At 68.7% G+C, this 21,533-nt stretch carries 15 protein-coding genes and 1 pseudogene; 5 read left to right on the forward strand and 11 right to left on the reverse strand.

The window, feature by feature from the left end; genetic code table 11:
• Positions 1 to 54: 54 nt before the first annotated feature.
• Positions 55 to 1,182 (reverse strand): GntR family transcriptional regulator, encoded by a 1,128-nt coding sequence (locus tag ACWD5D_RS26860; protein ID WP_451375312.1) that lies wholly within the window; start codon positions 1,180 to 1,182, stop codon positions 55 to 57.
• Between the two features lie 636 nt (positions 1,183 to 1,818).
• Between ACWD5D_RS26860 and ACWD5D_RS26865 the strand changes: the two genes are divergently transcribed.
• Positions 1,819 to 2,034, forward strand: coding sequence for a hypothetical protein (locus ACWD5D_RS26865; RefSeq protein ID WP_451375313.1), 216 nt, complete (start codon positions 1,819 to 1,821; stop codon positions 2,032 to 2,034).
• A 198-nt stretch (positions 2,035 to 2,232) separates the two neighbouring features.
• On the opposite strand, the gene ACWD5D_RS26870 is transcribed toward ACWD5D_RS26865, so the two are convergent.
• The 3 genes from ACWD5D_RS26870 to ACWD5D_RS26880 form a co-directional block, all read right to left on the reverse strand.
• Positions 2,233 to 3,417 (reverse strand): Gfo/Idh/MocA family protein, encoded by a 1,185-nt coding sequence (locus tag ACWD5D_RS26870; RefSeq protein WP_451375314.1) that lies wholly within the window; start codon positions 3,415 to 3,417, stop codon positions 2,233 to 2,235.
• A gap of 65 nt (positions 3,418 to 3,482) precedes the next feature.
• A complete protein-coding gene (locus ACWD5D_RS26875; protein WP_451375315.1) occupies positions 3,483 to 4,532 on the reverse strand; it encodes a hydroxyacid dehydrogenase in 1,050 nt (349 codons plus the stop codon).
• 72 nt (positions 4,533 to 4,604) lie between these two features.
• A complete protein-coding gene (locus ACWD5D_RS26880) occupies positions 4,605 to 5,690 on the reverse strand; it encodes a substrate-binding domain-containing protein (protein ID WP_451375316.1) in 1,086 nt (361 codons plus the stop codon).
• 182 nt (positions 5,691 to 5,872) lie between these two features.
• Between ACWD5D_RS26880 and ACWD5D_RS26885 the strand changes: the two genes are divergently transcribed.
• Both ACWD5D_RS26885 and ACWD5D_RS26890 read left to right on the forward strand, forming a co-directional pair.
• Positions 5,873 to 7,945, forward strand: coding sequence for a DUF2264 domain-containing protein (locus ACWD5D_RS26885; RefSeq protein ID WP_451375317.1), 2,073 nt, complete (start codon positions 5,873 to 5,875; stop codon positions 7,943 to 7,945).
• Positions 7,942 to 9,282 (forward strand): sulfatase-like hydrolase/transferase, encoded by a 1,341-nt coding sequence (locus ACWD5D_RS26890; RefSeq protein WP_451375318.1) that lies wholly within the window; start codon positions 7,942 to 7,944, stop codon positions 9,280 to 9,282. The genes ACWD5D_RS26885 and ACWD5D_RS26890 overlap by 4 nt, the downstream gene beginning before the upstream one ends.
• A 29-nt stretch (positions 9,283 to 9,311) precedes the next feature.
• Here the strand turns inward: ACWD5D_RS26890 and ACWD5D_RS26895 are convergent, their stop codons facing one another.
• From ACWD5D_RS26895 to ACWD5D_RS26920, 6 genes and pseudogenes are all read right to left on the reverse strand, one after another.
• Positions 9,312 to 10,331, reverse strand: coding sequence for an ABC transporter ATP-binding protein (locus ACWD5D_RS26895; RefSeq protein WP_451375319.1), 1,020 nt, complete (start codon positions 10,329 to 10,331; stop codon positions 9,312 to 9,314).
• Positions 10,328 to 11,383, reverse strand: a complete 1,056-nt coding sequence (locus ACWD5D_RS26900; RefSeq protein ID WP_451375320.1) for an ABC transporter ATP-binding protein — start codon at positions 11,381 to 11,383, stop codon at positions 10,328 to 10,330. Before ACWD5D_RS26900 ends, ACWD5D_RS26895 begins: the two co-directional genes overlap by 4 nt.
• On the reverse strand, positions 11,380 to 12,303 hold the full coding sequence (locus tag ACWD5D_RS26905) for an ABC transporter permease (protein ID WP_451375321.1): 924 nt from the start codon (positions 12,301 to 12,303) through the stop codon (positions 11,380 to 11,382). Before ACWD5D_RS26905 ends, ACWD5D_RS26900 begins: the two co-directional genes overlap by 4 nt.
• Before the next feature lie 3 nt (positions 12,304 to 12,306).
• Positions 12,307 to 13,305: an ABC transporter permease gene (locus ACWD5D_RS26910; protein WP_451375322.1), complete on the reverse strand. Its 999-nt coding sequence runs from the start codon at positions 13,303 to 13,305 to the stop codon at positions 12,307 to 12,309.
• Between the two features lie 109 nt (positions 13,306 to 13,414).
• Positions 13,415 to 15,091, reverse strand: a complete 1,677-nt coding sequence (locus ACWD5D_RS26915; protein WP_451375323.1) for an ABC transporter substrate-binding protein — start codon at positions 15,089 to 15,091, stop codon at positions 13,415 to 13,417.
• A gap of 589 nt (positions 15,092 to 15,680) precedes the next feature.
• Positions 15,681 to 15,785: pseudogene (locus ACWD5D_RS26920) on the reverse strand (enoyl-CoA hydratase/isomerase family protein); the annotation flags it as partial.
• Between the two features lie 48 nt (positions 15,786 to 15,833).
• Between ACWD5D_RS26920 and istB the strand changes: the two are divergent.
• On the forward strand, positions 15,834 to 16,604 hold the full coding sequence (gene istB, locus ACWD5D_RS26925; protein ID WP_451375324.1) for an IS21-like element helper ATPase IstB: 771 nt from the start codon (positions 15,834 to 15,836) through the stop codon (positions 16,602 to 16,604).
• Between the two features lie 165 nt (positions 16,605 to 16,769).
• On the opposite strand, the gene ACWD5D_RS26930 is transcribed toward istB, so the two are convergent.
• A complete protein-coding gene (locus tag ACWD5D_RS26930; protein WP_451375352.1) occupies positions 16,770 to 19,436 on the reverse strand; it encodes a SpoIIE family protein phosphatase in 2,667 nt (888 codons plus the stop codon).
• Positions 19,437 to 19,809: 373 nt separating this feature from the next.
• Here ACWD5D_RS26930 and ACWD5D_RS26935 point away from each other — a divergent pair, with 373 nt between their 5' ends.
• Complete coding sequence (locus tag ACWD5D_RS26935) at positions 19,810 to 21,426, forward strand: PucR family transcriptional regulator (protein WP_451375325.1); 1,617 nt, start codon at positions 19,810 to 19,812, stop codon at positions 21,424 to 21,426.
• Positions 21,427 to 21,533 lie beyond the last annotated feature (107 nt).

A 21,533-nucleotide genomic window follows, 5' to 3' on the forward strand; every position in this document is an offset into this window, starting at 1 on the left:
CGCGAGTGCCCGAGCGACGAACTTGGTCGCCGAGTTCGGTGGGAGCCTGGACGCTCAGCGGTCGTCCAGGACGTGGGCCGTCCAGGGCGGCTTGCCACCGCAGGACGCACGAACCACCAGTCGGGGGCGGAGCAGCACCTGATGCACCGGTCCGGTGCCGTCGTCGGTGAGCCGCTGGAGAAGTATCTCGGCGGCGAGCCGTCCCAGTCGGTGCTTCGGAGGGGACACGGCGGTCAAGGGCACTTCGGCCACGTCGGCGACCTCGTTGTCGTAGCTGACCAGGGCCAGGTCATCCGGCACTCGCAGACCCGAACGGCGGGCCGCGCCCAGGAGCAGGGATGCCTCCCGGTCGCCGAAACACAGCGCGGCCGTGACCCCGGCCGCTCTCAGGTGTCCGATCGCCACCTCCGCGCATTCGACGTCCCACGCGTTCGTGGGTTCGCTCACCCGTACGGTCTCCGGGAGGCCGAGGTCCGCCGCTGCCACGTCGTAACCGGTCGCGATGGACGTCGCATGCGGTCCGTCAGCTCGCAATACCAGTGCGATCTCGCGGTGGCCGAGGCTGTGGAGATGTTGCACGGCCACATAGGCGCCGCTCTCGTGGTCGGTGCACACGTGCTCTGTCACATCACGTGGGCCCGCAGCGGTCAGCCGGCGTTCCATCAGCACGACCGGTACGGGCAGTTGGAGCAGTTCCCGAGCACGCCGTAGCGGGTCGGCGAGTTCATGGAGCAGGGGGACCAGGAGGAGCCCGTCGGCTCCGGAGTCGAGCAGCCGGTCGACCGCGTCGCGCTCGGTTGCCTGGTCGTAGTGCGAGCAGGCCAGGACCAGCCGAGCGCCGACTGCCGCAAGTGTCTCCTCGATGCCCTGGAGCACGCGTGGGTAGTACAGCGCGGTCGTCGGCACCAGCACGCCCACCACCTGACCGCGCGGGCGAGCGTCGGCTGACCGTATCGTCGCGAAGGTCCCCGCGCCCTGCCTCCTCTCGACCAGTTGTTGTTCGACGAGCACTTCGTATGCCCGCCGAACCGTGGTCACCGACAGGCCGGTCTCCGCGGCCAGGGCGTGCTCGGTGGGCAGCTTGCTGCCCTGCGGCCATGTGCCGTCGAGAACCCTTCGGCGCAGTTCGGCGGCGAGCCGCCGGAACTTCAGCTCCCGCGCCGTCTGCGGTCGGGCTTCCATAAGCGTTCTCCTCTCCAGCCTCGGCACAAGGCCGGCACGGCTTTCCCCCTTCCAGAGGGGGTCGTGACTCCCGACGTCCGCAGAGCCGAGCGCGGCTGACCAGAGAAGACGGACACGTCCCGATCTCCGCCGCCGGGTGGTCGAGGTCAGCGTGACCTGCGACGAAGCTACGTCTCGGATCCTCCGGTGCCCTCCCCTTCGGGTTGCCCGTGTCGATCCTTCCCCTGATCCCCGGCCTTTCCATGTCGTCTGCCGACTCCGGTCACCGGGCCGGACACTCACGCCCCGCGCCCCGGGCGGGTCGACGTCGCCCGGTACGGCACCACACGGGTCGGCAGCGCGAAACGCGTCCCGTGACGGGCCTGCCGAGCAGCTCCGGTGCCGACCCGTGGTCGGTGTACGTCGCCCGATCCACCGACTCCGGTGACAGGTACGCCCAAGGGCAGGCAACCGGCGCCGCGCTCGCTGCGAGCCGTGCACCCGGGGCGGCGACAGCAGCGATGCCAACCGCCACGACTCGTAGGCCACTTCGGCATCGCCGTCGGCCCCACAACCGGTTTGTGCTTGGTCGCCCGAATCGGCGGTCAACCGGACTGAGCCGGCGACCTGCCCCAGCCCGCCGTCACACTGACGCCCGTGCCTGACGCCGTCGCGGACGTGTCCCAGCCGGTGATGGCCCTCAACGGCACGTGGTCGCTCACCACCGAACCACCTGCGGATTTCCGGCGCGACGACACCGACATCTCAGACTGGCAGAAGGTCGTGGTGCCGGGCGAGCCCGCCATGCAGGGCGTCGATGTCTCCCAGCACCGCGCGCCATCCGTGGTTGAGCGACCACGTGACACGGGGTGAGTCGGTCGCCGCACAGGTTCCCGCAGCAGGCGCGAGCGCTGTTGTCCGACGGTGGGCCCGCCTGATCCCGGTGTGGTGACGTTCGGAGCGGTTCCCCAGGCCCGGGGTGGAAGTCGCACAACTCAGGAAGGTGGCCGATGCACTCGCCACCGGATGAGGAGACCCGTGTTCGTCGGCCGTTCTCGGGCGTTACCTCGTTTACCTGGGGCCAACGAGATGGGCCAGCGGCCGGGGCAGAGTCGGTACTTCGACCGGGACTCCCCCTCCGCGCAGCGACTCGGTGGCGGCGTATCCGGCTGCGACCGCCTGACGTGCGGCGACCGGTGAGGTGAGTGTGGGTACGTCGTCGCGTACGAAGTCCACGAACTCGGCAAGCGATTTCGGGTCCGCACCGCCGTGTCCGCCCTCCCCGCTCGGCACCTCCACAACGAGGTCCGCGTCCAGGCGGTAGCCGGAGCGCCGCGCGTTCCACACATTCACCACGGCTCCGTCGGTGTCGCCGAAGTTCTCCAGCCGGCCGCGGGTGCCGATGACGGTGTAGTTGCGCCAGTAGTCGGGTGTGTAGTGGCACTGCTGGTAGGTCGCGAAGACGCCGTTGTCGAGGTGCATGTTCATCACGGAGATGTCCTCGACGTCGACCACGTCGTTGAGTCCGGTCAGCGAGGTCGGCGGCCAGTTGCCGTCCGGGTCGAACCAGTCGAAGAGAGTCTTGTCGCCCTGGCCTCCCCGCGCGGTGATGTCGCCGTAGACCGTGAGCCCGCCCATCGCGTTGACCCGCGTGGTGTAGCCGTCGGCCAGCCAGTGGATCACGTCGAGGTCGTGCGCGCCCTTCTGCAGCAACAGTCCGGTCGTATTGCGCCGGTCGGCGTGCCAGTCCTTGAAGTAGAAGTCTCCGCCGTGGCCCACGAAGTGACGGCACCAGATCGCCTTGACCTCTCCGATCTGCCCGTCCTGAATGAGCTCGCGCATGACCTGCACGACGGGCATGTGCCGCATGTTGTGGCCGGCGTAGAGCTTGGTGCCGGTGCGCTGGGCCGCGGCGAGGATCCGGTCGCAACCGGCGGTGGTGATCGCCAGGGGTTTTTCGACGAACACCGCGACGCCGGCTTCCAAGAAGTCGACGGCGAGTTCCTCGTGCGTGTGGTCCGGCGTGGTGAGGACGACCCCGTCCAGGCCCAGGGCGAGCAGCTCGCGGTGGTCGGCGTACCGGTCGGCGTCCGGGTACAGCGCGCCTCCCGACTCGCGGCGCGAGGCGATCGGATCGCAGATCGCGGTCACCGCGGCCGGCAGTCCTCGCTCGGCGACATGTCTGCCGAGGCCGCCGCGCACGCCCAGTCCCACGACACCGAGCCGAAGCTTTCCCCGCGTGTTCCGCGACGACATGAGGCCTCCAGAGGAAAAGCAAGGTGAATGGTCAACGAAGGAGGGGTCGGGCGTAGCCCGGATCCCTATGCCGTACGGCCGAGCATGTGCGGGAGCACGGCGTGGCGCGGAGGCACCCCCGCGACGAGGCGCTCCACCTCGCTCACGGCCAGCTCTCCCATACGGAACAGCTCGGTGCCCAGGGAACCCGCGACGTGGGGCGTCAGCAGGACATGAGGGTGGTCTCGCAGGGGGCTGTCGAGCGGAAGGGGCTCGGGGGTCGTGACGTCGAGGACCGCGTACAGCTGCCCTCCCTGCACCGCCGCAGTCAGGGCGGCGGTGTCCACCAGGTCACCGCGCGCCGTGTTGATCAGCGTCGTGCCCGGGCGCATCATCGACAGCCGTCGTGCGTTGATCAGATGACGGGTCTCCGGCAGCGCCGGGGCGTGCAGCGAGACGACGTCGGCGGTCGCCACCAGTTCGTCGAGGTCGACGAGCTCCGCGCCGAGTTCGCCGGCTTCCGAGGCGGTGAGGTAGGGGTCGGACACGACGAGGTCGAAGGCGTAGTCGCGCAGCATTGTGAGGACCCGCCTCCCGATCGCGGATGCCCCGACGATGCCGATGCGTTTGCGGTAGTTGCCGAGGGACGGGTACCGGGCGCTCAGGTTCGTGGAGGTTCCGGCGGAGCGGTACTCGGCGGCGAGTGGGAAGACGCGCTTGTTTGCGAGAGTGATCACGGCGACGGTGTATTCCGCGACAGGTATGGCGTTGGCCGAGGCGGCCGACGAGACCGACAGGCCCCGCTCCCAGCAGGCCGGGGTGATGTGGTGCTTGACCGATCCCGCAGCGTGCACGACGGCTCGCAGCCGCGGCGCCAGGGCGAGTACGTCGGCCGTGAGCGGTGGGCACCCCCAGCTGGTGACGAGGATTTCGGCCCGGCCGAGGCACGCCACGGCTTCCGGAGTCGAAAACTCGTGGAGTGCTTGTCCCGGTTCGATGTCCGCGACCGCGCTCAATCTGTGTAGCAGTTCGTCGTCGAGCAGGCGCTCGCGAAGGCCGCGGTGCATGGCGAAGGCCACGCGCGCTCGGCTGCTCCTGGTCACTTTTCTCCTCGGCCGTGTCGGATGTGCGACCATCCAACGATCACTGGACGAAAAGCGTCAACGCGCACCCGGCCGATCGAAAGGAAGTGAAAGCGGGAGCGGTTCTCAGGCGGTGCCGCAGGAGGACCGGACGACGAGGTCGGGTAGCAGGGACATACGACGGGTCGCCACGGCGTCGCCGGGCGAGCTGATGCGCAGCATCAGGGTCTCCACGGCCGTGCGGCCCACGTCGAACTTGGGCGGGGCTACCGCAGTCAGGGGCACCTCGGCCAGCGCGGCGACCTCGTCGTCGTAGGCGACGATCGCGAGGTCGCCGGGGACGTCGAATCCGCGTTCGGCGGCTGCGTGCACGATGGCCGCCGCGTTCGAGTCGGCGTGGACGACCAGCGCCCGTACCCCGGCGGCGAGGCAGCGGTCCACGAGGGAGCCGATCGCTTCGGCGTTCCCGAGCGGATCGAGGTCGGAGCGAGGCAGCTGCGTGTGTCCGACCCCGCCGTCGGTGATGCCCAGCCGGGCCAGAGCGGCGGTGTGGCCGTCGAACAGCCACCGGGCGGTAGGGCTGCGCAGCCCGGCAGCGGCAGCCACCCGGGTGTGGCCGGCGGAGACCAGGTGCTCCACCGCCAGTTCGGCACCGGCGGCGTGATCGCTGCGGACGTACTCGATGCGCGCGGCGGCCGGACCGGCCAGCGATCGCTCCACCAGGACGACGGGGACGTCGATGCCGGTCAGCCAGTCGATCATCTCCGGGGCCTGGTCGGGCGGGTCGGCCGTCGTGATCAGCAGTCCGTCCACCCCCGCGCGCAGCAACCGGGCGACCTGCTGGCGCTCGAGCTCGACGTTGTAGTGGGATACAGCCAGGACGACACGTACTCCGAGGGCCCCTCCCGCGGACTCCGCTCCGCGGATGACCGCGGGATAGTAGTAGGTGGACGACGGGACCACCAGGCCGATGGTCGCCCGGTGCCTGGTGCGCTGCGCACGGTCACCTCCCCTCTTGGGCACCGGCGCTCTGCTCGGGATACTCGCCCCGCCGTAGACCCGTTCGAGGAGGCCCCGGTCGACCAGGGCGCCGATGTCGCGCCGCATGGTGACGGTGGAGACTCCCAGCCGTTGCGTCATGTCCGTCACCCGGACCCAGCCCTGGCTCTGGGCCGCTTGCATGATCGCTTCGTAGCGCTCTACCGCCAACATCACCCAGTCCCCCTGGTCGACCGATGCTCCGTGAGGTGTGTGAGTCGTGCAGCCTAATGACTCCGGCCTTCGATCGAAACCTCTTGCTTTCGATTGCTTTCGATCTCCTTGTGTTGGCTCAGGCTTGCGGTGATGCTGACGATCGCCATTCGTGCCGCCGCTACGAGAGCGAGGAGACGCTCATGGGTTCGTCCGGACCGGTACTGCCGGCGGAGGACCGCACACTCTCCCCCATCACCGGGTACACCAGGGCTCATTGGCTCACCGTCGCCGACCAACTGCTGGTGGACGCCCACCGGTTCGCCTCACCGTCCGGCGCGCGGATTGTGTTGCCGGGCAAGGCCTCTTCGTCGGGCCCCGACTCCGACCATCTGGAAGGCTTCGCACGCACGTTCCTGTTGCTCGCTCACCGGCTCACGGGTTCCGGGGGCGAGGCGCCCGCCGGGCTGCTCCAGTCGTACGCCGACGGCATCGCGGCCGGCACCGATCCGCGGCACCCTGAAGCATGGCCGACGATCGCCCGGGAGTGCCGCCAGACCCTGGTCGAGGCGTGCTCGCTCGCCCTCGGCCTGCACCTGACCCGGCCGTGGCTGTGGGACCGCCTCCCGCCCGTGGTCCAGGAGCGCGTGGTGCACTGGTTCCAGGGCGTGTGGGGGCTGGAGATCCCGGACAACAACTGGCACATGTTCCGGGTGGTCGTGGGAGAGTTCCTCGCGAGTGTCGGGGCCAACCACGACCGCGCCGAAATGGATGCCGATCTGGCCCGGATCGAGGACTTCTACGTGGCCGACGGGTGGTACCGCGACGGTGGCGACGCCCGCACCGCCGACAGCTTCGACCACTATTGCGGCTGGGCCATGCATCACTATCCCATCCTGTGGGCGCTGATGACCGGCGAGCGGGGAGACGCGCGCCTTCCGGTGTTCCGGGAGCGGCTGGTGCGGTTCCTGGAGGACTTCCCGCTCTTCTTCGGTGCGGACGGCGCGCCGATGTACCAGGGTCGGTCCCTGATCTATCGGTTCGCTGCCGCAACAGCTCCCTGGATCGGGGCCCTGGCCGACGCCACCCCGCTCGCCCCGGGGCTGACCCGACGTCTGGCCAGTGGCGCGCTGAGGCACTTCGTCGACCGTGGCTTCCGGGACGCTCACGGGATCCCGACACTCGGCTGGTACGGGCCCTTCCCGCCCATGGTGCAGGGGTACTCGGGACCCGGATCGCCGTACTGGCTCTCCAAGGCCTTCGCCGGGCTCCTGCTGCCGGAAGATCATCCGTGCTGGACGGCGGTGGAAGAGCCCCTGCCCGTCGAAGGCCAGGACCGGGTGCGGGCACTGCCCGCACCCGGCTTCCTCATGTCGGCCACCCACGCCGACGGCATCGTCCGGCTCGTCAACCACGGCAGCGACAACCACGCGCCCGGCCGCACCTCTTCGGACCCGCACTATGCCCGGTTCGCCTACTCCACGGCCACCGGTCCAGTACTTGGTGCCGCCGGCCTCCCCGTGGCCGACAACCATGTGGGGCTCATGGATCCCGCTCTGGGCCTGTCCAGCCGTACGCGCATCCACCGGCTCGGCGTCGCCGACCATTACGCCGCGTCCTGGCACCGCCCCGTCTGGCCCGGCACGCAGGAGCCGGAGAACGCCGAGATGCGAACCCCCGGTGCCCGTGGCGCCGACGCCCGGATCGAGACGGCGAGCGTGATGTGGGGGCCGTGGGAGCTGCGCGCCCATCTGGTCGACGCGCCCGCCCGCTTGACCCTGCACGACAGCGGATGGCAGGTCGCAGATGACAAGCCGCCGCAGCGGGACAGCAGCGACCGCTGGGCTACGGCCGTCACCGGTTCCGGGCTCACCAGCATCTTCGTCTCCCTCAGCGGCCACACCGCGGTGACCGTCGCGGCGACCGAGAACACCAGCGCGTTCGCCCGCTGGGCCGCCGTCCCGTACGCCATCGGTGAGCGGGCAGCGGACCGGACCGTGCATGCGGCCGTGGTCGGCCTCACAGGCGGCGGCCCCGAACCGGCTCCCGTCCCCTCCGGCACGCGCTGTGAGGTCGACGGGACGACGGTCACGGCGCGGTTCCCCGACGGCACCTGGGTCCTGGTCGCTCTCGGCGGGGAGGCCGCGCACACGCCGACCCTCGGCGGCCACCGGCTGGACGGCCCCGTGCGCTATGCGCGGATCTCCCCCGAGGAACGGCCGGTGATCCTCTCCGACCGCCCGCAGGCAGTGAACACACGAGGAGGAGTCAGATGAATACGCCGTCACGGCCGAACCGGCCGCATGTGCTGTTCCTGATGGACGACGAGCATCGGGCCGATGTCGCCGGGTACGCCGGCGATCCGGTCGCCCGCACCCCGGTCCTGGATGAACTGGCCCGTACGGGCGTGGTCTTCACCAACGCCTACACCCCGGCCCCGATCTGCATTCCGGCCCGGCAGAGCCTGGCCGCGGGGCAGCTCCCTCACACGACCGGATGCGAGCGGTACGGCGAGGACCTTCCGCCCGGCCACATGACGTTCGCCCGCCGGTTCGCCCAGTACGGTTACCAGACGGTGGCGTGCGGCAAGCTGCACCACGACGGAGTCGATCAGATGCAGGGCTGGCTGCGCCGCTATGGCGCCGACATCGCCATGGACCCCGGCCTGGTGCCGGGCCGGATCGAGCCGATACCCGTCCCGATGGACCTGAAGTGGCCGCAGGACAAGGAGGTGCGGCGCGCGGGCCCCGGGCGCGCCTCACACGAGATCGACGACGAGTACGCCGTACAGGGCGCGCTGGACTATCTCGACCGGCACTTCGTGGACAGCGGCTACGACCGGGCGCTGCCTGACACGCCCCTGCTCCTGAAGGTGAGCCTCAACCAGCCTCACTACCCGTACATCACCGCACGCGCCGACCGCTTCGACTACTACCTCAACCGCGTCACCCCGTATGCCGGGCAGAGCCTCTTCGACCATCCCTTCCTGGGCGGGGCGTGCCGCGTTCGGGCCGGGGAGGAGGTCAGCGAGCGCGACCTGCGCCGCGCCACCGCGGCGTACTACGCGATGGTCGAGACGACGGACGAGCGCTTCGGGCGGGTGCTGGACGCGATACGGCATGCCGGCCAGGACCCCGACGACTGGCTCATCGTCTACACCAGCGACCACGGCGAGATGCTCGGTGAGCACGGTGTCTTCGAAAAGCAGAAGTTCTTCGAGGGCAGTGTGCGGGTGCCGCTCATCGTGCGCTGGCCCCGCCGGTTCCAGGCCCGCACGGTGGACCGGAACGTCAGCCTCTGCGATCTGTTCGCCACGCTGTGCGAGCTGGCCGGCATCGATGTGCCCGTCCGCCTCGACAGCCGCAGTCTCGTCCCGCTCCTGCACGGTGACGACTCGGGCTGGGACAACGAGGCGGTCTCGGAGTTCCAGGCCAGGAACCTGATGATCAAGCGGGACCATCTGAAGTACCAGTCCTACGGTCCCGGCATGCCCGAGGTGCTGTTCGACCTCCGGGCCGATCCCGGCGAACTGCGCAACGCGATCGATGACGTCGAACACGCCGACGCAGTCGCCGGGTTTCAAAAGCGCCGGGACGAACTCGGCTTCTCATGAAGCTGAAGGCCGCTGCACGGCTCCGGTGGTCAGCCTTCGGAGCCGTGCAGCCAGCAGTGCGTCCACTGCCTGGAAGGGAACTCCGTCCGGCCGGGAAAGGCCCGACGGCACTCGTCGCGGGCCGAAGGGCAGCGGGGGTGGAAACGACAGCCTGGCGGCGGGTTCACCAGACTGGGGGGCTCTCCCGGCGACGCGGTCCGGTCGAACGCACTGCCCAACTCCGGGTCCATCAGCCGCTCCGGGTCGGGAGAGGACTCGAGCAACAGCCGGGTGTAGGGGTGCTTGGGGTGCTGGATGACCTCCTCGGTGGGCCCCGACTCCACCAGTTGCCCGGCATACATCACATACACGCGGTCGGCGAGATAGCGTGCGCTGGCGATGTCGTGCGTGATGTAGAGCAGCGACAGCCCGTCCTCGTCCCGGAGCCTGGCCAGCAGGTTGAGCATGTCCAGCCTGATCGACACGTCCAGCATGGAGATCGGCTCGTCGCCGAGCAGCACACTCGGTCGGACCGCGAGCGCGCGGGCGATCACGACGCGCTGCCGCTGGCCACCGGACAGCTCGTGGGGCAGCTTGTCGATGAAGTGCTCCGCCGGCGTGAGGTTCACCTTTTCCAGCAGCTCCAGGACCTGCCGTCGCCGTTCGGCCTTCGACGTCGCCGCGTGACCGTGCAGTCTCAGGGCACGCTCGATGTTGTGCCGTACCCGACGCATGGAGTTGAGGGATCCGAACGGGTCCTGGAAGATCATCTGTACTGACGAGTGGTACGCCCTGGCGGCCTTGGTCCTCGGCCGTACGACGCTGCCCTGCAGCCGGATCTCCCCGTCCGTGACGGGGTGGAACAGTGCCAGCAGCCGGGCGAGCGTGGTCTTGCCGCTGCCGCTCTCACCGACGAGGGCGACGATCTCGCCGCGGTGGAGGGTGAGGTCGGCGTTCTCCACGGCACGGACCACCTGTGTCCTGCCCAGGGTGCCGCTGACGTCGAAGTGGCGGGTCACACCGACCGCCTCGAGCACGGGCACCGGGACGGGAGCCTTCTGGGCTGTCACAGACTCATCTCCTCGGGTACGGGGCCGGCATCAATACCGGCTGTACTGTGCAGATGGCAGGCGACGTGGCCCCCGCCCGACGGTACGAGCAGGGGTGTCCGGTCGTCGCACGGTTCGAATCGCCGCGTGCAGCGCGGATGGAAGGCGCAGCCCGGTGGTGGGCTCGACAGGCTCGGGGGTGTGCCAGGGATGCCGTGCAGTTCCCGCCTGGGCGCGAACAGCGGCGGGAAGGAGTCCCGCAGTCCGCGGGTGTAGGGGTGTTGGGGGTTGCTGTAGAGGTCTCTGGCGGCTCCCATCTCCACCACCCGGCCCGCGTACATGATCGCGATTCGGTCGGCCAGTTCGAGCAGCAGTGACAGGTCGTGGGTCACGAACACCACCGCGAAGCCCAGCCGTTCGCGCATCTGCAGCACCTGGGAGAGGATCTGCCTCTGCATCACCACGTCGACGGCGGTCGTCGGCTCGTCCATGACGACGAGCGACGGTTCGCACGCCAGGGCCAGGGCGATCGAGGCGCGCTGCCGCATACCGCCGGACAGCTCGTGCGGATAGGCCCGCAGCCGGTCCGGGGAGATGCCGACCATGGCGACCAGTTCGGCCGCCCGGGCCCAGGCGGCCTTCTTGCTCATGTCGCGGTGGTGCTCGCGCAGGACGTCGGCGAACTGCGCGCCCAGCCGCATCACCGGGTTGAGGGCGTCCATGGCCGACTGCATCACGATGGCGATCTCGCTCCACCGCAGTCGGCGCAGCGCTCGCTCCGAGAGCTGCACCAGGTCGACGGGCTGCCCGCCGTCGCGGTGCAGCCAGATCTCACCGCCCGTGGTCACCGCGGGCATCCGCTGCAGCCGGGTCAGCGCGGTGATCAAGGTGGACTTGCCGCACCCCGATTCGCCGGCCACGCCGAGGATCTCACCCCGGTGCAGGTCGAAGGTCAGATCGCGGCAGGCGACCACGCCCGGTTCGGGGGCGGGCCGGACGTACTCGACCGTCAGGTTCCTGACCTGGAGCAGCACCTCGTGGCGTGGCGCCTCGGCGCGTGGGGAGTCGTTCATCGTGGGATCTCCTGTTTCACCGGCTCCGGGCGAGCGGCGATCGTCCTGACGCGCTTCTCGACCTGCTTCACCAGGCTGCGCCGTGCCGCCTTGAGGCGGGGGTTGGCGATCTCGTCGATGCCGAAGTTCACCAGGCCCGCCGCCAGTCCGAGCAGCGCGATGCAGGCACCGGGCGGCACGAACCACCACCACAGGCCGCTCAGCAGTGCGGATTGCTGGTTCGCCTGCTGGATCATCGTTCCCCAGCTGACGGCGTCGGGGCTGGTGATGCCGAGGAATGCGAGTCCGGCTTCGGCGAGCACCGCGCCGACGACCGCGTGCAGGAACATCGCGGAGGTCCATCCGGCCAGATGCGGCATCGTCTCGACGAACACCAGCCGCCAGCGGCGTTCGCCGAGCATGCGCATGGCGACGATGAAGTCGCGGTTGCGCAGGCTCAGGGTCTGGGCCCTCAGGGTACGGGCGCCTCCGGGCCACCCGAAGAAGCCGATGAGCAGCCCGATCATCAGTACGCCGCCGCCTTGCAGATAGCCGGCCACGACCAGGATGAGCGGGAACACGGGAAGGACCAGGAACAGATTGATCAGGAAGGTGGTGCACGCGTCCGCCCTGCCCCCTGCGAAGGTGCCGATGACGCCGACGAGCACGGCGATGGCGGTGCTCAGGATCCCGGCGATCAGGCCGACCACGACCGATCCACGGGTCCCTGCGAGCACCTGCGCCAGCACGTCCTCACCGCCGGTGGTGGTGCCCAGCCAGTGCACGGCCGACGGCGGTTGCCCGGTGGCGCCGTAGTCGATGGCCCGCGGATTCAGGCCGAGCAGGCTGTTGAGAGCGGGGCCGAACAGGGCGAGCAGACCGTACACGGTGAGGAGGCCCAGGCCCACGCGGACCTTCCAGCTGTGGACGAAGTCCTTCATCGCTCAGCTCACCTCCCGGGTGCGCGGGTCCAGCAGGCTGTAGACCGAGTCCGCCACGAAGTTCGCGCACAAGGTCGCGAGGGTGATCAACAGGAACACCCCTTGCATCAACGGGTAGTCACGCTTGTCGATCGCGTCGAACAGCAGGAATCCGATGCCGGGATAGGAGAAGACCATCTCGGTGAGCAGGGATCCGCCGACCACGTGGCCGAGGGCCAGGGCGAAGCTGGTGAAGCTGGTGAAGCTGGGCAGGATCGCGTTGCGGGCTCCGTAGCGGGTCATCACCCGCCAGGTGGACAGTCCCTTGGCTCGGCCGAGCTGGACGTAGTCCTCGCTGATTGTGGTGACCGTCATGTTGCGCATGCCCATGAGCCAGCTCCCGGCCGAGGCGAAGACGATCGTCGCCACCGGGAGGATCCCGTAGTGCAGGACGCTCAGGAGGTAGCCGAAGGAACCGGGGACCTCGTCGGGCGAGTATCCACCGGACAGCGGGAACCAGTGCAGGTGGAACGCGAGCACCCAGACGGCGAGGAGTGCCACCCAGAAGTAGGGCACGGAGGTCGTGAACATCGCCAGGGGCGTCATGACCGAGTCGGTGAGCCGGCCGGGGCGCCATCCGGTGACGATGCCCAGCACGACTCCGATCACGAAGGCCAGCAGGGTGGAGACGCCGGCCAGCATCAGCGTCCAGGGCAGACCGGCCGCGATGAGGTCGGAGACGGGCACCGGGAAGCGGCTCACCGACAGACCGAAGTCGAGATGCGCCAGATTGCCCAGGTAGTCGAGGTACTGCTGGAACAGGTTGGTCTTGGGGTCACCGAAGAGCGCCCGGATGTTGTCGATGGCTCCGGGTGGGAGCTGCTCGCCGCCGGAGGTCTTCTGGAACTGGCGGAGGATCGCCTCGGCCGGATCACCGGGCATCAACCGCGGGATCAGGAAGTTGGCGGTGATCGCGGCCCAGGCCGCCGCCAGATAGAAGCCGACTCTCTTGAGGAGGGGCATCCATCGGGATGCCCGGCGTCCGCGCCGGGCGGAGGAGCCGGGGGCTGGCAAGGCCCCCGGCTCGTCCGTCATGAGAAGCGATGGCTCAGTCACGATGCGGTCCCGGTTCTCACGTGGCCGGCTTGAGGTTCTGCAGGGTCATGGTGAAGTCCGGACCGTTGATGAAGTGCGGCACGTAGCCGGACTTGCCCGGTTCGGGCCAGCCCCGCCACCGGCCGGCGTTGATGTCGACGAACCACACGGTCTGGAAGAGCGGGCGCAGTGGCACCTGTTCGGCGACGATGTTCTCGAGCTGGGCCGTCAGGCTCTTGATGCGCTCCGGGTCGTCGGTGCGGCGCAGCTGGTCGAGCAGTTCGTCGGTCTTCGGGTCGCGCCAGCGGACCGTGTCGTTGAAGTTGGAGTTCTGGCCGATCGGCTTCGCGTACTTGCTGTCCAGCATGGAGGAGTAGGAGTTGTACACGCCTTTGCCGGAGCCGGCGTAGTTGAACGCCATTCCGAAGTCGCCTTCGTTCACCTCGGGGTCGAAGCTGGAGGACTGGACGGGCGAAAGCTTGACCGCGAGGCCCAGGGACTTCCTGGCCTGGTCGGCGAAGCCCCGGGCGAAGGCCTGCCAATTGGCGTACTCCTGGATGAACTTCAGCTCCAGGGGGTAGGACTTGCCGTCCTTGACCAGCTTGCCGTCCTTGACCTGGTAGCCGCTGGCTGCCAGTTCCTTCCTCGCCAGTCCGACGTCCTGTTTGTTGGTCTTCCCGCGGTACTGCTTGGCGATGAGGTCGCTGTACGTCTGCTCGTCGAGGCCGGTGATGTTGGCCGCGGCCTGTCCGGTGTCGCTGAGGGCCAGCATCTTCTCGGCGTCCACGGCCGCCGAGATGGCGCGGCGCACGTGGACGTTGTTGTACGGCGCTACGGCGTTGTTGAAGTACAGCGCCGTGCTGCCGCCTTGCGCGTAGACGTGGTAGAGGTTGGTCTTCGGGTTCTTGGCCACGAACTCCTTGTCAGCGTTCGCCCACGCGGCCGTAGCCAGGTCGAGCTCACCGCTGAGCAGCTTGGGCTTGGTGGCGTCGCCGAGAAGAGCGGGAATTTTGATCGTCGGAACAGCGACGGGCTTGCCCCAGTAGTGGTCGCGGGCCCGGTAGGTCACCTGCTGGCTGCTGAAACCCCCGACCGTGTAGGGACCGGTTCCGACCGGCTCCGGGTTGGTCCAGGACTTCAGGTCCTTCCCGGCCCACTGATGCTTGGGGACGATGTCGAGGTTGCCGGCGCCGAAGCTGTTGAGCTCGGCGTAGGCGGGATGGTCCCAGGTGACCTTGACGGTATGGGCATCGACCTTCGTCACCTTCTTGTACGAGACGCCGGCGAGGTTCAGCTCGGGTTTGTCCAGCATCAGCTGGAGTGTGAAGACCACGTCGTCGGCGTCGAACTTCTGCCCGTCCGACCAGCTCACGTCGGAGCGCAGATGAAAAGTGAGCTCGGTTCCGTCCTTGTTCCAGTCGAACGACTTCGCCAGCCAAGGGTCGATCTTCGCGCCCTTGGTGTAGTCGACTCTCACCAGTGGCTCGAAGATCACTCGTGGGGCCGGGCTCTTGTCGCTGGCCGGCGAGTAGATGTTGAAGTTGCGCACCCAGGTCGTGACGGCCCCTGCGGTCATGGTCAGCGCCCGGCCTCCGCTCGCGGTGCCGTTAGCGCTCTCCGTGGTGCCCCCGGTACAGGCGCCCGCGCCGAGCGTCAGCGCTATCGCGATGCCGGCGGCGCCCAGTCGGCGCCGACCTTTCTTGCACGGAAACACAGCGTCCTCCTCAGGGAAACGGCGTCTGCGGCCGAAAAGCACAGCAGGGAAGTCCTCGGACTGTAGGTGCGCACCGAGGACTCGGCCAGAATGCTGGCTCAACCGAACAACACCGATCATCCCGGTAATGATTGGGCGGTATTTCCGGCCATGGCGGCGGTCCTCCACGGCCTGCCGTGGTCGCGGAGGACCCCGCGATACGGTGCCTCAGTGCACGGCGGAGACGGTGAGGTAGTCGACGTTTGGCCCGTCGTCCTTGGCGGAGGTGAGGCGGACCGTGCTCCTGCCGGCCGTCAGTGGTACCTCCGCCTTGGTGTCGCACCACTTCGGCCGTGATCCTCAGCGGCGTCCGCATGCCACGCGCGAACTGCTCTACCCGCTCGCCACCCGGATCTTCCGTGGCGGACCATCAGATCGCCCACCTTCCGCCCCGCGGCTGACACCGCTCGCGGCTCGGTGATGTCGCCCTGCCGTGTCAAGACATCCGAGGCGGCTGAATCGTCCGACCCAGGCCGAGCTGCCCCGCCCAGGCCCCAACTCGCCACCAACAGAGCCCACGTCATCGGGTGCGATGGCACCAGTGCTCATGTCAGAGGAACGTGGCCTTGCCGGGGCCCTCCTCGGCGAAACTGCGCATGCCGCGTTCTCGGTCCTCGGTCGCGAACAGGCCCGCGAACCAGGTGCGCTCGATGGTTCACGACGACCAGGGGCACGGCGACGCCGACGCCGAGGAGGCCGACCGGTGAGCGTGCTGACCACCGCCCTGCGCGACTCACTCAGGACCCTGCGGCTGTCCGGCAAGCTGGAGACCCTCGATGCCCGCCTCACCCAGGCACAGAAGGGCGAGCTCGGACACCTCGACTTCCTCCAGGTTCTCTGCCAGGACGAGATCACCCGCCGCGAGTCCGTCGCTCTCGAACGACGCCTGCGCAGGGCGAAGTTCGATCAGCAGGCGACCTTGGAGGGCTTCGACTTCAACGCCTCTCCGAAGCTGCCCGCCGCACAGATCCGCGACCTTGCGGCCCTGCGCCGGCTCCACTCCGGCGAGTCCGTCATCCTGTTCGGGCCCGTCGGGGTCGGCAAGACACACGTCGCGCAGGCCCTGGGCCACCAGGCCGTCCGCCAGGGCGCCAACGTCCGCTTCACCAAGACCAGCCGCGTCCTGGCCGAACTCGCCAGCGGCCACGCGGACCGCACCTGGGACAAGCGCATGCGCGAACTCATCCGCCCGGACCTGCTCATCCTCGACGACTTCGCCATGCGCCAGATGAACGCCTCCCAGGCCGACGACCTCTACGAACTCGTCTCCGAACGACAGGGCCGGTCCCTGATCATCACGAGCAACGGGGCACCCAGCGACTGGTATCCCCTCTTCCCCAACCCCCTCGTCGCCGAGTCGCTCCTGGACCGACTGATCAATGCGAGCCATCAAGTCATCATGAACGGCCCCAGCTACCGGCCCAACAAGCGACCGAAGGGGCCCACCGGCTCAGCCAAGCCCCCGACCAGCTGACATCGGCGACACCCCAGAGGGTGGGGAATTCCCCCGACAGACCCCCTGGGGAACATCGCCGTCGCTCGGACGCAGCGGTCAGGCATCTCGGCCGCGTGCAGAAGCAACCTCTTCCCGTGCACGTACGGAACGTGTAGCCAGGCGTCGGCACGGTGGGCTGCTGCGCTACCCGGCCAGATCGTCCAGCAGGGGGATGACCACCTCCTGCTGCCCGCCGGTCAGGGACTGCTCGGCCCAGATGACCTTGCCCCGGGCCGTGTACCTCGTCCCCCACCGTTCGGAGCACTGGGCCACCAGGAACAGCCCACGACCGCCCTCGTCGGTGGTCTTGGCGCGGCGCAGGTGAGGGGAGGTGCTGCTGCCGTCGGAAACTTCACATATGAGGCTGCGGTCGCGCAGGATCCGGACCCGTACCGGCGCGGAGCCGTAGCGGATGGCGTTGGTGACCAGCTCGCTGAGGATCAGCTCGGCGGTGAAACCCAGCTCCTGCAGCCCCCACGCCTCGAGTTGGCGGGTGCATGAGGCGCGGACCTGGGAGACAGCCGCAGGGTCGGACGGCACGTCCCAGTCGGCGACCTGTTCGGGGGGTAGCAGGCGGGTGCGGGCGACCAGCAGGGCAATGTCGTCGTTTGGTTGCGGCGGCAGCACGGCCTCGCAGACCGCCGTGCAGGTCTCCTCGGGGTTGCGGTCCGTGCTGCCGGTCAGCGCGGCGCGCAGCAGGTCGAGCCCGGTGTCGATGTCGCGGTCGCGGTCCTCGATGAGTCCGTCGGTGTAGAGGACCAGTTGGCTTCCCTCAGGCATCTGCAGATCGGCAGTCTCGAACGGTTCCCCGCCCAGGCCGAGCGGTGGGGAAGCGGGTACTTCGGGGAAGGCAACGGTGCCGTCGGGGCGGACCAGCACGGGTCCTAGGTGACCGGCGCGGGCCATGGTGGCCCGGCCGGTGACCGGGTCGTAGATGGCATACAGGCAGGTGGCTCCGGTGATTCCTTCGCCGCTGCTCTCGGCCCCTTCCTCTTGGTCGAGCTCGGTGACCAGCTCGTCAAGATGGCTGAGGAGTTCGTCGGGTGGCAGGTCCAGAGCGGAAAAATTACGCACGGCGATTCGCAGTCGGCCCATGGTCGCCGCGGCATGCACGCCGTGCCCGACCACATCGCCGACCACGAGGGCGACCCGGGCCCCCGGCAGTGGGATGACGTCGAACCAGTCCCCGCCCGCCCCGGCCTGAGCTGGCAGGTAGCGGGAGGCCACCTCGACGGCGTCCTGCCCGGGCATGCCACGGGGGAGCAGGCTGCGCTGGAGGGTGACCGCCAGGGTGTGTTCGCGGGTGTAGCGGCGGGCGTTGTCGATGCACACTGTGGCATGGGTGACCAGTTCTTCGGCGAGATTCCGGTCATCCGCGTCGAAGGCATCGGGTCGTTCCGAGCGCCAGAAGGCCGCTATGCCCAGGACGGCTCCTCGTGCCCGCAGCGGAACCGTGATAAGGGAGTGGAATCCGTACGCGAGCGCCTGTTGTGCACGCTCGGCATCCTGCTGCCACGATGGGTCGTCGCTCAGATCCGGCACGGCAACCGCCTGCCCGAGGTGGAGGGCCCGGGCATGCGGCGTGCTCGGAGCGAAGGTGATCAGTTGGTCCTGCGCGTAGAGGGGATGGTCGTCGCGGATGCCGCTGAGGGCCGTACGGCGGAAGGTCGTACCCACCGGCTCCTCACCCTGCAGGATGGGGTCGACCAGGTCGACCGAGACGAAATCCGCGAACCGTGGCACCGTCACCTCTGCCAGTTCCTCGGCCGTCCGCCGCACGTCGAGGGTGGTGCCGATGCACACGCTGGCGTCGTACAACAGCTTCAGGCGCTCCCTCGCTACCTCGGCTCGCCCCGAAAGGGCGCGTAGCTCGGTGGTGTCCCGGAGCGTCGCCACGCTGCCGGGCGGTCCTCCGTAGAGATCCGTGGGCCGCTGGTTCACGGCCAGCAGGCGGTCCCCCGCCGGGTGTACCTCGTCGGTGGCGATACGTCCGGAGACCAGTAGTTGCGATATGTCAGGCTCCAGGCCGAGGGCGGTGACGGAGCGTCCTTCTGCGTCCGGAGGCAGGTCGAGCAGGCGTTGCGCCTCGTCATTGGCGAGCAGCAGGGACCGCCCGCCGTCCGTGATGAACACGCCCTCGCGGACCGAGTGCAGTACCGCATCGTGATGCTCGTACATGCGGGTGATCTCTGCGCAACCGAGGCCGCGGGTCTGACGCCGCAGCCGTCGGCCCACCAGCGCGGTCCCAGCAGTGGTCACGGCCAGCGCGGCGGCACCGCCACCAGCGAGGATCGGCAGCGTCCGATAGACCGAGCTGTTGATCTTGCTGACCCTGAGCCCGGCACTCACCAGGCCCACGACCGTGCCATGGGCATCAGTCACCGGGGCCGTCGCCTGTATCTCGTAGCCGAGAGGATCGTGGACCCTCTCGACGTACGTGTGGCCAGCCAGCGCCGGTCCGATAGTGGCCACAACCTTCTTCCCGATGAGTGCTGGATTTGTCTGCGTGTAGCGGATCCCGCGTGTATTCGACACGACGATGAAATTGACACCTGCGCGCTTACGGGCCGCCTCGGTCAGCGGTTGGAGCACGGCCGTAGGATTCGGTGACTTCAGCGCTTGTTGGATCCCCGGCGCGTGGGCGAACGTCTCGGCTGCGGTGACCGAGCGGTCACGAGCATTCCGCGTGCTCTCGCTGCGTGCCATAAATACAAGGGCCAAGACCGCAGAAGCAATGGTCAGCAGCACAATTGCCGCCTGCAGGAGAAAGACCTGGCCGGCGACACTCTGTGTGTTCAGCAAAAACCCCAGGCGTTGCCTTGTGCGACGCCGCGACGTAACGCCTCTGTCTTCACCATACCCGTCGAGACCCGCGCCATCACGCCGGTTGGATGTGTGGACTACCCGGAACGACGGCAGTCTAAAAACATCACCATGCGTTATGTATATCACCCGATGTTGAGCGATGTGGGCCCGGAAAGGCGGCTACAGCCTGACCGTATAAAACGGTGAGGTCTTCTCGGCAACGTGATGGTTGCGGCATGACATCCTGCACGCATCACCGAGAGGGGCTGCTCGCAGAGTGGCTCCCACTCGCGGCAGCCGCCAGCCCAGGCTCTCGGAGGCTGGCGCCAGGCGGTGGTGCACGATGGTTGGGCCGGATGAGGCGAGCAGGTGGTGGGCCATGATCAGTCTCCAGCGACTTCTCGACGCCGTGGGACCGTCCGTGCTGTCAGCGGTGCGCGCTCCCGACGGGGCTTCCGTCCCGGTGGGCGATGTGGTGATCGCCGAACCCCATGGCGAGCTTGAGCTGGGTACGGGGGACGTTGTACTTGGCGTGAACCTGATCGACAGGAAGGCGGCCCTTCGGCTGCTGTCGCTGTGCGCCCGGCAGTCCGCAGCCGCGCTGTTGCTCAAGCCTCCGGCGGCCGTCGACGAGGAGGTGACCGCAGCGGCCAGCGCCACGGGAGTGGCACTGGTGCAGGTCGCGCATCAGGCAGGGTGGGCCCAGGTGGTGTCACTGTTGCGGGCGGTGCTCGACAGCGAGGGGCTGGCAGAGTCCGCCGCAGGCTTTGGGACAGCCGAATCCGGGGACCTGTTCGAGGTGGCCGACGCGATCGCCGGCATCATCGACGCTCCCGTGACCATCGAGGACCGCAGTTCGCGCGTACTCGCCTACTCCACGCGGCAGGAGCGCGGCGACGATGCACGCGTGGCGACGATCGTGGGCCGGAACGTTCCCGACGAGGTGAATGCGCACTACCGGCGGCACGGCGTCTTTCGCAGGATCGCCCGGGACACGAGGCCCATCTTTGTCCCTGCGGTCGTCGAGGGCACCAAGCCCCGACTCGTGATGCCCGTGCGCGCAGGAGGGGACGTCCTCGGCTCGATATGGGCCATCGTGCCGGGCCCGGTCGCGGCCGAGCGAGCGGCGGCATTCGCAGCCGCCGCGAACGCCGCGGCCCTGCACCTGCTCCGTCGGCGTGCGGAGGCTGACAGGGAGCGCCTGGTCCTGACGGACCTGGTGGCGAGAGTGCTGCACGGGAAGGAGGATGCCGCGGACGCGGCACGCCTCCTCGGGCTCGCGGCTGGGCCTTGGCGGGTGATCGCCGTGGGCGTGCGCTGCGATGGTGCTGACGAGGCCGAGGCTCAGCGCCTGACGGTCCGGGAACGGCTGTCCCGGTTCCCCGGCTCACGTCTGCGCTCACCAGCGGCTGTGATCGGCGGCGTGGTCTACGGCGTCGTGGATGCCGAGGCGGTGACCCCTGCTTCCCGGCGCCATCCCGACTGGCTGTGCGAGCCCAGTGAAGCCGCAGGCCGGGCCACGCCCCTTGTCGCCGTGGGCGGGCTCGCAGCCTCCGTTCCAGAGCTGGCCACTTCCCGGGAACAGGCCGACGACACGCTCGGGCTGCTCAAGGCGGGCCTGGTCACGAACTCCCAGGCCGTCCACGACGATGTGTGGGCCAAGGTGGTCCTCCACCGGGTCGCCCTGGCCGCCTCAAGCGCCCGAACCACGGAGATCGGACCCCTGCGACGCCTCCTGGACCACGACCGCGTGTGCCGCACCAGCTATGTGCCGACTCTCGAAGCCTGGCTGGAGGAGATGGGCGACCCCAAGGCCACCGCCGCCCGACTGCACATCCACCCAAACACGCTCCGCCACCGGATGCGTCGCCTGCAGGATGTCGTGGAGCTGCACCTGGACAGCCCGGACGTCCGTTTCGCACTGCTCCTTCAGCTCAAAGCCCTCCGCTACGGCACGGAGAGCGGCCCATGCGCCAAGGAGGATCACCTCGCCTGACGGCCTGCTCGAGTATCCCCTGTGGCGCCCCGGCACGTTCCCTCCCTCGTTGTCCTAGCCGCACTCCGGGTCGCCGCAACACAGTGCCGTTCGCACGATGACGGCAC

Source organism: Streptomyces sp. NPDC002520, from assembly GCF_053595235.1.